This window comes from Azospirillum sp. UFLA03-27 (genome assembly GCF_059803775.1).
Window position 1 is genome coordinate 1 of sequence record NZ_JAUQTX010000039.1, and the last position, 14,784, is coordinate 14,784.

The window sequence follows — 14,784 nt, forward strand, 5'->3', positions numbered from 1 at the left end:
CTTCACCGTCTTCGTCGTCGTCCAGACCTGGCTGACCCCCATCGAAGGCTACTTCATCGACCGTTACGGCCCCCGCGCCATCGTCGCCTTCGGCGGCGTGATGACCGGCCTCTCCTGGATCGTCGACAGCTACGCCGGCTCGCTCGGCATGCTCTATGTCGGCTCGGCCATCGGCGGCATCGGCGTCGGCTGCGTCTACGCCACCTGCGTCAACAGCGCCCTCAAGTGGTTCCCGGACAAGCGCGGCCTCGCCGTCGGCCTGACCGCGGGCGGCTACGGTGCCGGCTCGGCCGTGACCATCCTGCCGATCGCCAACATGATCCACTCCTCGGGCTACCAGGCGACCTTCTTCTGGTTCGGCCTGCTGCAGGGCACGATCATCCTCATCGCCGCCTACTTCCTGCGCGCCCCGCAGAAGGATCAGGTGAAGGCCTCGACCAAGGTCCTGCAGTCCCGCCGCGACTACACGCTCAAGGAAGCGCTGCAGACGCCGGTCTTCTGGGTCATGATGCTCATGTTCATCTGCACCGTGTCGGGCGGTCTGATGGCGGTGGCCCAGCTCGGCGTGATCGCACACGATCTGGGCGTGAAGGAAGCCCCGATCAGCCTGTTCGGCATCACCATGGCGGCACTGCCCTTCGCGCTGATGCTCGACCGCGTGATGAACGGCATCTCCCGTCCGCTGTTCGGCTTCGTCTCCGACCACATCGGCCGTGAAGCGACGATGTTCATTGCCTTCACCTTCGAAGGCCTCGGCATCCTGATGCTCAGCCGCTTCGGCCACGACCCGATCATGTTCCTGATCCTGTCGGGGCTGGTGTTCCTGGCCTGGGGCGAAGTGTACAGCCTGTTCAGCGCCACCTCGGCGGACACCTTCGGCACCAAGCATGCTGCAAAGATCTACGGCGTCCTGTACTGCGCCAAGGGCGTTGCGGCGCTGCTGGTCCCGCTGGGCAACCTGCTGATGGAAGCCACCGGCACCTGGGCGACCGTGCTCTACATCTGTGCCACCATGGACCTCATCGCGGCCTTCTGCGCCATCGCGGTCCTGCGGCCAATGCTGCGCAAACACCATGCCCGAAACGCCGAACTTGCCGCTCAGCAGGGTGCGGGTGGGCTGGCGGTGCAGCCCGGCCACTGATCGGCCCGCACACTTCCGGTTACGGTCCTCCGATGAAGGCCGCCGCGCACACCCCGCGCGGCGGCCTTTTTCATTCCAGGAAGAAAGGACGGTTGTGGCCCTCGCCGGACTGGTTGAAGCGCTCTGACGACCAGAGGCCGTCCGGCTGCTCGTCCTGCGGATCGGAAGTCCACTCGTCATCCTCCCGCATCAGCAGGGTCAGGCCGTGGCCCATCAGGCCGACCAGGGCGACGAAGGCGATCATCTGGGATTCGAGCATGGGACGGGCTCCGGGCACTCGGGAGGGGGCGTTGCTTTTTGTTGTTGTGATGCAGCATAGCGGCCCGGCTCAGGCTGAGCAATAGGATTTTGTATACCAGATAATGGATACCAGAACCGCGCCAATTGCATTGATTGGGTGGGATTCGCCGTGAATCGCGCCGTGAATCGCATTGACGTGGGTGGGGCGGATCGTTCAGCATGGCGACGTTCCAAGGGGAGCCCCATAGCACGGGGCTGAGATGATGCCGTAAGGCGCCGAACCCTTTGAACCTGATCCGGGTCGTACCGGCGTAGGGACAGGAACAAACGGGCCACGGTCACGCGCACCCCCATCGCGCACCCCTCCATGGGGACCGCTCCGGTCGTCCGTTCTGCCACTCCGTCACACCCGGGTCTCCAACGATCCTATGTGCGATGGAGATCCATAGCAGATGCCCGACTCTCTTCCCCCTGCTTCGAAAGACGCCGCGCCGTCGGACCATTTCTCGGTGACGACCGGCCCGCTGCCGTCGTCCAGCAAGGTCCATGTGGCCGGGGAGCGCTTCCCCGACCTGCGCGTGGCGATGCGCGACATCCATGTCGGCGGTGGCGAGCCGCCGGTGCGCGTCTACGACACCTCAGGCCCTTACAGCGATCCCGCCGTGCAGACCGACATCCGCCGCGGCCTGGCGGAGCTGCGCCGCTCCTGGATCGAGGCCCGCGGCGACGTCGAGGCCTATGAGGGCCGCGAGGTCCGTCCGGAAGACGACGGGCTGCGCGTCGGCGAGACGCGCGCCGTGCCCGTCTTCGACCGCGCCGGGCGCCGTCCGCTGCGCGGCAAGCCGGGCCGGGCGGTCACGCAGATGGCCTACGCCCGCGCCGGCATCGTCACGCCGGAGATGGAGTACATCGCCGTCCGCGAGAATCTGGGCCGCCAGCGGCTGGCCGAGGCGGCGGCGCGGGACGGTGACGACTTCGGCGCCTCGATCCCCGACCATGTGACCCCGGAGTTTGTCCGCGACGAGGTGGCGCGCGGGCGGGCGATCATCCCGTCCAACATCAACCACCCCGAATCGGAGCCGATGATCATCGGCCGCAACTTCCTCACCAAGATCAACGCGAACATCGGCAATTCCGCCGTCGCGTCCTCGGTGGGGGAGGAGGTCGACAAGATGGTCTGGTCGATCCGCTGGGGTGCTGACACCGTCATGGACCTGTCCACCGGCCGCAACATCCACACCACCCGTGAATGGATTCTGCGCAACAGCCCGGTCCCCATCGGCACCGTGCCGATCTATCAGGCGCTGGAGAAGGTCGGCGGCAAGGCCGAGGACCTGACCTGGGAGATCTTCCGCGACACGCTGATCGAGCAGGCGGAGCAGGGGGTGGACTATTTCACCATCCACGCCGGCATCCGTCTGGCGCACATCCCGCTGACCGCGAAGCGCACCACCGGCATCGTGTCGCGCGGCGGCTCGATCATGGCGAAATGGTGCCTGTCGCATCACCGCGAGAGCTTCCTCTACGAGCGGTTCGAGGAGATCTGCGAGATCATGAAGGCGTACGACGTCGCCTTCTCGCTGGGTGACGGTCTGCGCCCCGGCTCCATCGCCGACGCCAACGACGCCGCCCAGTTCGCCGAGCTGGAGACATTGGGCGAGCTGACCAAGATCGCGTGGAAGCACGACGTGCAGGTGATGATCGAGGGGCCGGGCCATGTGCCCATGCACAAGATCAAGGCCAACGTCGACAAGCAGCTTGCGCTGTGCGGCGAGGCGCCCTTCTACACGCTCGGGCCGCTGACCACCGACATCGCGCCGGGCTACGACCACATCACCAGCGCCATCGGTGCCGCCATGATCGGCTGGTTTGGCACGGCGATGCTCTGCTACGTCACGCCGAAGGAGCATTTGGGGCTGCCGGACCGCGACGACGTGAAGGTGGGTGTGGTCACCTACAAGATCGCCGCCCACGCCGCCGACCTCGCCAAGGGCCATCCCGGCGCCCAGGAACGCGACGACGCCTTGTCGCGCGCCCGTTTCGAGTTCCGCTGGCGCGACCAGTTCCACCTGTCGCTCGACCCGGAGACGGCGGAGCGCTTCCACGACCAGACCCTGCCGGCGGAAGGGGCGAAGGTCGCGCATTTCTGTTCGATGTGCGGACCGAAGTTCTGCTCGATGAAGATCACGCAGGAGGTGCGGGAATACGCCAACTCCGGCATGGCCGAGATGTCGGAGAGCTTCCGCGCCAAGGGCGGGGAGATCTACCTGGAGGAGGGGCAGGCGGCGGACTGACCTCCCAAATCGAAAAGGGGGCGCCCTTGCAGGCGCCCCCTCGCTTCGGCTCCTTCCCCAAGGCGGGGGGAGGGGAAGAGAGCGTCAGGACATGGCCGTTACGCTTCGGCCGCCCGACGCGGTCAGCGACTCCGCCGCCATGCGGTTGCGCATCGGGCGCAGGACGAACAGGGCCAGCACCGCGGCCAGCGCGTTGACGGCGGCGGCCAGCAGGAAGACAGCGTGCCAGCTTCCCGTCGCGTCGGCGATGATGTTGGCGAAGGGGATCAGCAGCGCCGCCGTGCCCTTGGCGGTGTAGAGCAGCCCGGCGTTGCTGGCGGCGAACTTCGACCCGAAGGTGTCGGCGCAGCAGGCCGGGAACAGGCTGTAGATCTCGCCCCAGGTGAAGAAGACCAGACCGGTCAGCAGCACGAAGGCCACCGGGTCGCGGCCGTAGAGGCTGAGCGCGACGATGCCCACCGCCTCGATGGCGAAGGCGATGAACATGGTGTTCTCGCGCCCGATGTGGTCGGACACCCAGCCGAAGAACGGGCGGGTCAGCCCGTTCAGCACCCGGTCGATGGACAGGGCGAAGGTCAGGGCGGGCAGGGTCAGGCCGAGGATGCTGACCGGAGCGTGGGCCAGCCCGAAATCCTGGGCGATGGGGCCGAGCTGGGCCGTCGCCATCAGCCCGCCGCCGGCCACCATGACGAACATGGCGTACATGACCCAGAAGACCGGTGTGCGGACCATCTGGCTCGGCGTGTATTGCCGCTGCGCGGGCGGGGTGGCGAAGCCGCCGCGGGCGAGCGGAGCGGACGGCGGGGCGACCAGCAGCCAGGCGAGCGCGAAGACCACCAGCCCCTGTCCCAGCCCGAAGGCCATGAAGGTCGCCTCGTAGCCCGAGGTCTCGATCATCGTGGCGATGGGCACCACCGTCAGGGCGGAGCCGGCTCCGAAGCCTGCCGCAGTGATGCCGGCGGCCAGACCGCGCCGGTCGGGAAACCATTTCAGCGCGTTGCCGACGCAGGTGCCGTAGACGGCGCCCGCCCCGATGCCGCCGATGGCCGCGGCGACGTAGAGCACGAGCAGCGAATCCGCCACCGCGTTCAGCGCCCAGGAGGCGGCGCAGAGCACCGAGCCGAACAGCACGACGATCCGCGGGCCGAAGCGGTCCACGAACCAGCCCTCGACGGGCACCAGCCATGTTTCGGTGACGATGAAGATGGTGAAGGCCACCTGGATGGCCGCACGGCCCCAGCCGTGCTTGTCGTCGATGGGTTCGACGAAGAGGGTCCATCCGTACTGCAGATTGGCGATCATCGACATGCAGATGACGCCGGCAAGCAACTGCATCCAACGCCCGCCGACAGGCAGGGCGCTTTGCGCACCGGTTTGGCGCATATGGTTCCTCCCGGATGGTCCGCGATCTCGTTCTTGTCCTGGCGCGCGCGGGGTGCGTTCGGTGCCCGACCGCTTCGCTTTATCCTTCGAACAGGGCAATCCGGATGCATGCCGTTGGCATGCCAGACGCCATATTCGTGATGCCTTGACGGTGAGTGTGGCGGATAATCCGTGGAGTCATCAACAAATTTTCGTGAGCGGGCGCCGCCCTGGCCATAAGTGATATATTAAATCGGCCGGCGGCGCCCCACCCGTCACAGGACCAGAACAGCGCGGAAGTCGTTGACGTTGGTCAGGGTCGGCCCGGTCACCAGCAGGTCGCCGAGCGCGCTGAAGAAGCTGTAGCCGTCGTTGTCGGCCAGCCGTTCCTTGGCGTTGACACCGGCCTCGGCGGCGCGGGCCAGCGTGTCGGGGGAGAGCAGGGCGCCGGCGTTGTCCTCCGTCCCGTCGATGCCGTCGGTGTCGGCGGCCAGAGCGTGCACGCCCTTCATCCCGTCCAGCGCTACGGTCAGCGCCAGAAGGAACTCGGCGTTGCGCCCGCCGCGCCCCTTGCCGCGCACGGTCACCGTGGTCTCGCCGCCGGACAGCAGGACGCAGGGCTTGGCCGCCGGCTGGTCGTGCTCGACGATCTGGCGGGCGATGCCGGCATGGACGAGCGCCACCTCGCGCGACTCGCCCTCCAGGGCGTTGCCGAGGATGACCGGAGTGACGCCGGCCTTGCGGGCGACCTCCGCCGCGCGCTCCAGCGCCATCTGCGGGGTGGCGACGAGGATCGTGCTGACGCGCTCCAGCCGCGGGTCGCCGGGCTTCGGGCTCTCGTCGCGCCCAGCCAGCAGATGGTCCATGACCGGCTGCGGCGGGGTGATGCCATACTTCTCCAGCACGGCCAGCGCGTCGGCGTAGCTGGTCGGGTCCGGCACGGTGGGGCCGGAGGCGATCACCGACAGGTCGTCGCCCGGCACGTCGGAGATGACCAGCGAGACCACCCGCGCCCTGGTCGCCGCAGCCAGCCGCCCGCCCTTGATCGCGGACAGGTGCTTGCGCACGCAGTTCATCTCGGTGATGTTCGCCCCGGACCGGAGCAGCGCCTTGGACACCGCCTGCTTGTCGGCCATCGAGATGCCCGGTGCCGGCAGAGCGAGCAGGGCGGAGCCGCCGCCGGAGATCAGGCAGAGCATCAGGTCGTCGGGGCCGAGCGAGGCGGCGATGTCGAGGATGCGCTTCGCCGCCTGCTGGCCGGCCTCGTCGGGGACGGGGTGCGACGCTTCGACCACCTCGATCCGCTCGCAGGGCAGGTTGTGGCCGTAGCGGGTGACGACCAGACCGGACAGCGGACCCTTCCAGTGATCCTCAACCGCCTTCGCCATGGAGGCCGCGGCCTTGCCGGCGCCGACGACGACCGTGCGGCCCTTCGGCGGCTCCGGAAGATGCGGCGGCACGCACAGCGCCGGCTGCGCCGAGGCGACGGCGGCGCGGAACATGTCGGTCAGAAGCGCGCGGGGATCGGTGGTCGTCATGGTCTGGTTCTGTCCCTTCCCTGAGCCGCGCCGTTCACCGGCGCCGGTCCTCATGTGCTGGGAATGCTAACGGATTTGGCGCGGGGGGCAATGGGGAGGAGAGCCCCTATAACCCTCTCCCCTCTGGGGAGAGGGGAGGGTGAGGGGGATGTGCTTTTGCCGGACGATCCGGCACGTACAACCCCCTCACCCCAACCCTCTCCCCAGAGGGGAGAGGGAGATGAAGCTCAACCTCACTCCGCGGGTTCGGTCACGCGGTGGTTCTGGCCGATCTCGTGGTTGGCGAGCAGCTCCAGCGCGCGGACCATGCCGGAGTGGTCCCAGGCCTTGCCGCCCTGGGCGGCGCAGGCGTTGAACAGCTCCTGGCAGGTCGCCGTGTTGGGCAGCGACACACCGAGCGCGCGGGCGCCGGACAAGGCCAGGTTCAGGTCCTTCTGGTGCAGCTCGATGCGGAAGCCCGGATCGAAGGTGCGCTTCACCATACGCTCGCCATGCACCTCCAGGATGCGCGAGGAGGCGAAGCCGCCCATCAGGGCCTGACGGACCTTCGCCGGGTCGGCGCCGGCCTTGGACGCGAACAGCAGGGCCTCGCCCACCGCCTCGATGGTCAGTGCGACGACGATCTGGTTGGCGACCTTCGTCGTCTGGCCGTCGCCGTTGCCGCCGACCAGCGTGATGTTCTTGCCCATTTTCTCGAACAGCGGCTTCACCGTCTCGAAGGCCTTGTCCGGGCCGCCGACCATGATGGTCAGCGAGGCGGCTTTGGCGCCGACCTCACCGCCGGACACCGGGGCGTCGAGATAGTCGCAGCCCAGCTCGTTGATGCGCTGGGCGAAGGCCTTCGTCTCGATCGGGGAGATCGAGGACATGTCCACGACGATCTTGCCGGCGGACAGCCCCTCGGCGACGCCGTTCGGGCCGAACAGGGCTGCCTGCACATGGGGGGTGTCGGGGACCATCGTGAAGATGATGTCGGCCTTCTGCGCCACCTCGCGGCTGGAGCCGCAGGCCGTGGCGCCCTTGGCCAGCAGGTCTTCCGGGGCCGGGTTGATGTCGTAGACGAACAGGGTGTGGCCGGCGTCGGCCAGATGAGCGGCCATGGGACGGCCCATGATGCCGAGACCGATGAATCCAACGTTCATGGCTGTGTCCTCAAATCTTCTGTGTTCGGGCGGTCGAAACGGGGTGGGCGATCAGGTGGCGGTCATTAGGCGGCGGCCCTCAGGCGGCTACGGTCTCGCCGGGGGTGGCGGCGCGCATCCAGCCCAGCCCTTCGCTGGTCCCCTTGGCCGGCTTGTACTCGCAGCCGACCCAGCCGTCGTAGCCGATCCGGTCGAGCGCCGCGAAGACGAAGGGGTAGTTGATCTCGCCGGTGCCCGGCTCGTTGCGGCCCGGATTGTCGGCGATCTGGACATGCGCGATCTTCGGCAGCAGGCGCTGGATGGTCGGGACGAGATCGCCCTCCATGATCTGCATGTGATAGACGTCGTATTGGATGAAGAGGTTGTCGGAGCCGACGGCCTCCAGAATCCGTTCCGCCTGCGCGGTGTTGGTCAAATAGAAGCCCGGAATGTCGCGGGTGTTGATCGGCTCGACCAGGAAGCGGATGCCGGCCTGCTTCAGCGCCTTGGCGGCGAAGGACAGGTTGTCGACGAAGGTGCGCTCCAGCGCGTCCGCGGCCACGCCCGCCGGGGCCTTGCCGGCGAGGCAGTTGATCTGCTTGCAGCCCAACGCCGTGGCGTATTCGATGGCGCGGCCCACCCCGTCCTGGAACTCGCCCACGCGGTCCGGAAGGACGGCGATGCCGCGCTCGCCCGCGTCCCAGTCGCCCGCCGGCAGGTTGTGCAGAACCTGGGTCAGCCGGTTGGCGGCCAGCCGCTCGACCAGCGCGTCCTTCTCGAAGGCATAGGGGAACAGATACTCGACCCCGGTAAAGCCGTCCTTCGCCGCCGCGGCGAAGCGGTCGAGGAAGGGCAGCTCGTTGTAGAGCATCGTCAGGTTGGCGGCGAACTTGGGCATGTCTCTCTCCCGGATGTTCGTTTCGGGCCGGATGTTCGTTACGGACTTGGCCGGTTGGCGGTCAGGATCGAAGGGTGACGGTGGGGCGTCAATGCAGGGATGACGCTTTTTCACCCTGCGGAACTGTGGATATGGCGGAGCCGCTTGCCCCCACCCTGACCCTCCCCCGCTTCGCAGGGGAGGGGATTTGGGCGCGCGGCGTGTCGATCAGACCCGCACCAGCTCCGGCTCGTCCGCGGGCACGTCCAGCAGGTCCTCGAACTCGGTGATGTTGTTGATCTCCGTGCCCATGGCGATGTTGGTGACGCGCTCCAGGATGACCTCGACGACCACCGGGACCTGGAATTCGTCCATCCACTGCTGCGCTTGCGCGAAGGCGGATTGCAGATTGTCCGGGTCGGTGACGCGGATGGCCTTGCAGCCCAGACCCTCGGCCACCGCGACGTGGTCCACGCCGTAGACGCCGATTTCCGGGGCGTTGATGTTCTCGAAGGAAAGCTGGACCTGGAAATCCATCTGGAAGGCGCGCTGCGCCTGCCGGATCAGCCCGAGATAGCTGTTGTTCACCAGGACGTGGATGTAGGGCAGCTTGAACTGAGCGCCCACCGCCAGCTCCTCGATCAGGAACTGGAAGTCGTAGTCGCCGGACAGAGCGACGATCTTGCGCTTCGGATCGGCCACCCGCACACCGAGCGCCGCCGGCAGGGTCCAGCCGAGCGGGCCGGCCTGACCGCAATTGATCCAATGGCGCGGCTTGTAGACGTGCAGGAACTGCGCGCCGGCGATCTGCGACAGGCCGATGGTCGAGACGTAGCAGACGTCCTCGCCGAAGGCGCTGTTCATCTCCTGATAGACGCGCTGCGGCTTGATCGGCACGTTGGCGAAGTCGGACTTGCGCAGCATGGAGCGCTTGCGGACTTGGCAGGTCTTCACCCACTCCGACCAGTCGCGCAGCTTGCCGGCGGCCTTCCACTCCTTCGCCACCTCAATGAAGAGGTCGAGAGCGGCACCGGCGTCGGACACGATGCCCAGGTCCGGCGCGAAGACGCGGCCGATCTGGGTCGGCTCGATGTCCACATGCACGAACTTGCGGCCCTTGGTGTAGACGTCGACCGAACCGGTGTGGCGGTTGGCCCAGCGGTTGCCGATGCCCAAAACGACGTCGGACGCCAGCATGGCGGCGTTGCCGTAGCGGTGGGCGGTCTGCAGACCGACCATGCCGGCCATCAGCGGGTGATCGTCCGGAATGGCGCCCCAGGCCATCAGGGTCGGGATGACCGGCAGGCCGGCGATCTCGGCGAACTCGACCAGACGGTCGCTGGCGTCGGCGTTGATGATGCCGCCGCCGGCCACCAGCAGCGGGCGCTCCGCCGCGTTCAGCATCTCCAGCGCCTTCTCGACCTGGGCGCGGGTCGCCGCCGGCTTGTAGGTCGGCAGCGGCTGGTAGGTGTCGGGATCGAACTCGATCTCGGCCATCTGCACGTCGATTGGCAGGTCGAGCAGGACCGGGCCGGGGCGGCCGGAGCGCATCAGGTGGAAGGCCTGCTGGAAGGCGTAGGGGACCTGGCCCGGCTCCAGCACGGTGACCGCCCACTTGGCGACCGGCTTGGCGATGGACGGGATGTCCACGGCCTGGAAATCCTCCTTGTGCAGGCGGGCGCGCGGCGCCTGGCCGGTGATGCACAGGATCGGAATGGAGTCGGCGGAGGCCGAATAGAGGCCCGTGATCATGTCGGTGCCGGCGGGGCCGGAGGTGCCGATGCAGACGCCGATGTTGCCGGCCTTGGCGCGCGTGTAGCCTTCGGCCATATGCGACGCGCCTTCGACATGGCGCGCAAGAACGTGGCCGATGCGGCCGTTGCGTTGCAGCGCCGCGTAGAACGGATTGATGGCCGCTCCGGGGACGCCAAAGCAAACGGACACGCCTTCTTTTTCCAGGACATGCACCGCCGCTTCAATCGCCATCATCCTAGCCATGGCTTGGTCTCCTCCCTCGCGTAACGGGTCGCTGTTGCGTTGGATTGAGCTTTCATCAGCGGGGCGGCTATTGGCAAAGTATTGGCGAATCCTTTCCGCGTGATGGAAATCGCGCCGAACGGGGCAGTCCTTCACGGCGCAGTGGACAATTATGCTGCACTTGCACAGTCCCGATGGCGCTGTCATCGTGGTTGGATGATGGCGATCCCGAGTCCCCGCCTCCTGGCGATCACGGACCGGCGGCAGGCGGCGCAGCCCCTGCCGGATCTGGCGGCGCGGCTGTTCGCTGGGGGCTTGCGCTGGCTGTCGCTGCGCGAGAAGGATCTCGACGAATCCCGGCAGATCGCCCTGGCGCACGCGCTGGTGGAGCGGGCGCGGCCCTGGGGGGCGGTGGTCACGCTGCATGGCGACCCGGATCTGGCGCTGGCCGCGGGGACGGACGGCGTGCATCTGCCGGAGGGGGCCGATGTCGCGGCGGCTCGGCGGCGGCTCGGCCCCGGCGCGGTGGTTGGGCTCTCTGCCCACGACGCGGAAGGGATTCGGCGGGCCGCGGCGGGCGGGGCAGACTACGTCACGTTGTCGCCCATCTTTCCGTCGCCGAGCAAGCCGGGGTACGGCCCGCCGCTTGGGACGGAGGGGCTGAGACGCTTGGCCGCGGAGAGTTCCCTGCCGATCATCGCGCTCGGCGGCGTGGAGTCGGGCAATATCGGAGACTGTCTGGTCGCGGGAGCCGCCGGAGTGGCGGTCATGGGTGCGGTGATGCGGACACCGGACCGCCTGTCCGGTCTGCTCAAGGCCTTGAAAGGCGGACAACCGTAAGGATGGGGGCCGGGCGAAGCCGTCCTTTCCTTATCGTGGTCCTGGACTTTTCAGTCCGAAATGTGCATCTGGTATCTCATATACGAAAACGATGCGATGCCTTTCGCACGACCGGGCCGGCGCACAGTGGGGTGTTTCCGGACGGCCAGCATTGAGGAACGGTGCCGACCATGAACCCTCCGCCGATCAACGTCCAGCCGCTCGACACCGGATCGACCTTCCGCGCTCAAGCGTATCATGCGTTGAAGCAAGCCATCTCGCAAATGGACATCTACGACCATAACGAGGAGATCCGGCTTGAGGAGCGGCAGCTCAGCGAGTTGCTGGGCGTCAGCCGGACGCCGATCCGCGAGGCGCTGACCCTGTTGGAGCAGGAGGGGTTCATCCGCCTCCAGCCGCGCCGGGGCATCTTCGTCATCCGCAAGACCAAGGCCGAGATCGTCGAGATGATCCAGGTCTGGGCGGCGCTGGAGAGCATGGCCGGGCGTATGGTCGCGACGCAGGCCACCGACGAGGACATCCGCACCCTGTGGGATCTGTTCCGCAATTTCGAGATGCGGAACCCCAAGGAGCATGTCAACGAATACTCCGACGCCAACATCGCCTTCCACAAGAGCATCATCCGGCTCAGCGGGTCCAAGCTGATTCAGGAGATGACCGACAACCTGTTCATCCACATCCGCGCGATCCGCAAGCTGACTATCGGCCAGGACAACCGGGCGGAGCGGTCGATCAACGACCACAAGGAAATCATCAAGGCCCTGGAACGCCGCGACGTCGATCAGGCCGAACACCTGATCCGCGACCACACGCTGGGTCTGGCGGCGCACGTCGAGAAGCATTGCGATTTCCTGGAGTGAGGGGCGACTTCCTGGAGTGAAGGTGCCCCGCCCCCGGTGAGGAGGGAAGGGCACCGATACGGGATCAGGCCGGCACGTGGGTCTTGACCGCGGCGGCAGTTTCGGCCGCGCTGTTCAGGCCGTTCGCGGTGATCGTGACCACGCGCAGGCTGTTGGTGGTGCCGGGCGTTCCGAAGGGGACGCCAGCCGTCACGATCAGCGACTGGCCGGGCGTGCCGATGCCTTCCTGGGCGGCGACGAGGCTCGCCCGCTCGACCATCTCCGCGAAATTCGCCACGTCGGCGGTCCAGACCGGATGCACGCCCCAGGCCAGCGACAGCAGCCGGGCGGTCCCGCGTTCGGCGCTGAGGCCGAGGATCGGCACGGTCGGCCGCTCGCGCGAGGCGCGCCGCGCGGTGGAGCCGGTGCTGGTGAAGGTGGCGATGCCGGCGGCCGAGATGGTCTCGGCGATCTGGCGCGCCGCGGCGGACAGGGCGTCCGGGGTGGTCGCCTCCGGGCTCGGATGCTCGGAGTCCATGATGCGGCGGTAGAGGGGGTCGCGCTCGACCCGGCGGATGATGCGGTCCATCATCGCCACGGCCTCCACCGGATGCTTGCCCGACGCGGATTCCGCCGACAGCATCACGGCGTCCGACCCGTCATAGACGGCGGTCGCCACGTCCGACGCCTCGGCGCGCGTCGGCGTCGGCTCGGTGATCATGGATTCCAGCATCTGCGTGGCAACAATCACCGGTTTGCCGGCGGCGCGGCTCAGGCGGATCATCCGCTTCTGCAGGCCGGGCACGTCCTCCGGGGGCAGTTCCACGCCGAGGTCGCCGCGGGCCACCATCACCGCGTCCGACAGAGCGATGATCTCCTCCAGCCGGGGCAAGGCGGCGGGCTTCTCCACCTTGGTCATGATGTGGGCGCGGTCGCCGATCAGGGCGCGCGCTTCCAGGATGTCCTCGGGCCGCTGCACGAAGCTGAGGCCGATCCAGTCCACGCCCAGCGTCAGGCCGAACTGCAGGTCGCTGCGGTCCTTCTCCGACAGGGCGCTGAGGGCCAGCGTGGTGCCGGGGACGTTCATGCCCTTGCGGTCGGACAGCGTGCCGCCGACCATGACCTCGGTCTCGGCGTGGTCGGGGCCGCAGCTCAGCACGCGCAGGCGCATGCGCCCGTCGTTCAGCAGAAGTTCGTGGCCCGGCTCCAGGCTGGCGAAGATCTCCGGATGCGGGACGCAGACGCGGCTGCGGTCGCCGGGGGTCGGGTCCAGGTCGAGGCGGAAGCGGTCGCCGCCGGCCAGGATCACCGCCACCTCCTTGAAGGTGCCGACGCGCAGCTTCGGGCCCTGAAGATCGAGAAGCACGCCGATGGGGCGCCCGACCGTCTCCTCGACCGCGCGGATCTGGCGGTAGCGCTCGGCGTGGTCGCGCTGCGTGCCGTGGCTGGCGTTTAGGCGGAAGACATCCACGCCGGCCTCGGCGAGGGCGAAAATCTGGCTGTAGGTCGAGCTGGCCGGCCCCAGAGTGGCGACGATCTTGGTGCTGCGGTTGCGCTGCATGGCGCGGGCCTCCTGAGAGGGCGATGACTTGACAATGACTGGGTGGTGCTTGGAGTGATGCTGCGGCCGGGGCGGGGCGGGGGTCAAACCGGCGCTATGGCTTTTCCACATAGCGGGAAGTCACACGGTTGGTTTGACCGGGAGTGAGCCGTCGGCGGACACTGAACGCCCGCGATCAGCCAGGACGATGCCATGAACACGCCTGTCGAGCCGCTTTCCGCCGCCGGCCTGATCCTTTTGCGCGACAGCGTGGATGGGCTGGAGGTCTTCATGATCCAGCGCCACCGCGACCTTCGTTTCGCGCCCGGCGCCACGGTGTTTCCCGGCGGGCGGCTGGACGCGGAGGACAGCGAGCTTCCCTGGCGGGAGCTGTCGCTGCCGCTGACCGACGACATGCCGCAGCGGATGGCCGCGATCCGCGAGGCGTTCGAGGAGTGCGGGCTGCTGATGACCGGCGGCCCGGTGGACGCTGCTCTTCTTGACGGGCTGCGCAGCGCGTCGGGAGGGACCTTCCTGGGCCGGCTGCTGGCGGCAGGGCTGGAACCGGACGTGGCGGCGCTGGTGCCCTTTGCCCGCTGGGTCACGCCGGAGAGCGTGTGGCGGCGCTACGACACGCTCTTCTTCCTCGCCAAGGCGCCGCCGCGCCAGACCGCCGTGGTCGACGGGGTGGAGGCGGTCGCCGGATTCTGGGGCACCCCGCGGGCCATCCTGGCCGAGGCGGAGGCGGAACGGCTGTCGTTGGTCTTCGCCACCCGCATGACCCTGCTGCGTCTGGCCGGCTGCCGCACGGTCCGCCACGCGATGGAGGAGGCCGCGCGCTTCCATCCCCTGACCCCCATCCTGCCCCGTCCCGCCGACACCCCCGAGGGGCCAGCGTTGTGCATCCCGGAAGGTCTCGGTTACCCCCTGACCCGAGTTCCGCTGGAGCAGGCGCGGCTGGGCTGAGCGCCCAGGCCGTCCGGGGTTCGCGTCGCGCATTTCTGGTGAACAATTC

Annotated in this window: 12 protein-coding genes and 1 riboswitch; of the genes, 5 read left to right on the top strand and 7 right to left on the bottom strand. The window is 67.9% G+C overall.

The annotated features are described in order from the left end of the window. The coding region (oxlT, locus tag Q4I23_RS08660) for an oxalate/formate MFS antiporter (protein WP_498525942.1) at positions 1 to 1,141 on the top strand (1,141 nt) is incomplete at its 5' end. 70 nt (positions 1,142 to 1,211) lie between these two features. On the opposite strand, the gene Q4I23_RS08665 is transcribed toward oxlT (Q4I23_RS08660), so the two are convergent. After that, positions 1,212 to 1,400: a hypothetical protein gene (locus tag Q4I23_RS08665; RefSeq protein ID WP_498525943.1), complete on the bottom strand. Its 189-nt coding sequence runs from the start codon at positions 1,398 to 1,400 to the stop codon at positions 1,212 to 1,214. A gap of 204 nt (positions 1,401 to 1,604) precedes the next feature. After that, a riboswitch (TPP riboswitch) is annotated at positions 1,605 to 1,717 on the top strand. Between the two features lie 116 nt (positions 1,718 to 1,833). Here Q4I23_RS08665 and thiC point away from each other — a divergent pair. Then, the gene (gene thiC / locus Q4I23_RS08670) at positions 1,834 to 3,675 is read left to right on the top strand and encodes a phosphomethylpyrimidine synthase ThiC (protein WP_498525944.1); all 1,842 of its coding nucleotides are present in this window, start codon (positions 1,834 to 1,836) and stop codon (positions 3,673 to 3,675) included. A gap of 84 nt (positions 3,676 to 3,759) precedes the next feature. Here thiC and oxlT (Q4I23_RS08675) read toward each other — a convergent pair whose 3' ends face one another. From oxlT (Q4I23_RS08675) to gcl, 5 genes are all read right to left on the bottom strand, one after another. Continuing rightward, on the bottom strand, positions 3,760 to 5,058 hold the full coding sequence (gene oxlT / locus Q4I23_RS08675) for an oxalate/formate MFS antiporter (protein ID WP_498525945.1): 1,299 nt from the start codon (positions 5,056 to 5,058) through the stop codon (positions 3,760 to 3,762). 254 nt (positions 5,059 to 5,312) lie between these two features. Beyond that, on the bottom strand, positions 5,313 to 6,575 hold the full coding sequence (locus Q4I23_RS08680) for a glycerate kinase type-2 family protein (RefSeq protein ID WP_498525946.1): 1,263 nt from the start codon (positions 6,573 to 6,575) through the stop codon (positions 5,313 to 5,315). A 233-nt stretch (positions 6,576 to 6,808) separates the two neighbouring features. After that, a complete protein-coding gene (glxR, locus tag Q4I23_RS08685; RefSeq protein WP_454018279.1) occupies positions 6,809 to 7,717 on the bottom strand; it encodes a 2-hydroxy-3-oxopropionate reductase in 909 nt (302 codons plus the stop codon). Between the two features lie 79 nt (positions 7,718 to 7,796). Continuing rightward, a complete protein-coding gene (hyi, locus tag Q4I23_RS08690) occupies positions 7,797 to 8,594 on the bottom strand; it encodes a hydroxypyruvate isomerase (RefSeq protein ID WP_119510593.1) in 798 nt (265 codons plus the stop codon). A 207-nt stretch (positions 8,595 to 8,801) separates the two neighbouring features. Beyond that, a complete protein-coding gene (gene gcl / locus Q4I23_RS08695) occupies positions 8,802 to 10,571 on the bottom strand; it encodes a glyoxylate carboligase (RefSeq protein WP_498525947.1) in 1,770 nt (589 codons plus the stop codon). A gap of 198 nt (positions 10,572 to 10,769) precedes the next feature. Between gcl and Q4I23_RS08700 the strand changes: the two genes are divergently transcribed. Both Q4I23_RS08700 and Q4I23_RS08705 read left to right on the top strand, forming a co-directional pair. Then, a complete protein-coding gene (locus Q4I23_RS08700) occupies positions 10,770 to 11,390 on the top strand; it encodes a thiamine phosphate synthase (RefSeq protein ID WP_498525948.1) in 621 nt (206 codons plus the stop codon). Between the two features lie 170 nt (positions 11,391 to 11,560). After that, positions 11,561 to 12,250, top strand: a complete 690-nt coding sequence (locus Q4I23_RS08705; protein ID WP_449225961.1) for a GntR family transcriptional regulator — start codon at positions 11,561 to 11,563, stop codon at positions 12,248 to 12,250. 64 nt (positions 12,251 to 12,314) lie between these two features. Here the strand turns inward: Q4I23_RS08705 and pyk are convergent, their stop codons facing one another. Then, the gene (gene pyk / locus Q4I23_RS08710) at positions 12,315 to 13,790 is read right to left on the bottom strand and encodes a pyruvate kinase (RefSeq protein ID WP_498525949.1); all 1,476 of its coding nucleotides are present in this window, start codon (positions 13,788 to 13,790) and stop codon (positions 12,315 to 12,317) included. Positions 13,791 to 13,982: 192 nt separating this feature from the next. Here pyk and Q4I23_RS08715 point away from each other — a divergent pair, with 192 nt between their 5' ends. Then, the gene (locus Q4I23_RS08715) at positions 13,983 to 14,735 is read left to right on the top strand and encodes an NUDIX hydrolase (RefSeq protein ID WP_498525950.1); all 753 of its coding nucleotides are present in this window, start codon (positions 13,983 to 13,985) and stop codon (positions 14,733 to 14,735) included. Positions 14,736 to 14,784 lie beyond the last annotated feature (49 nt).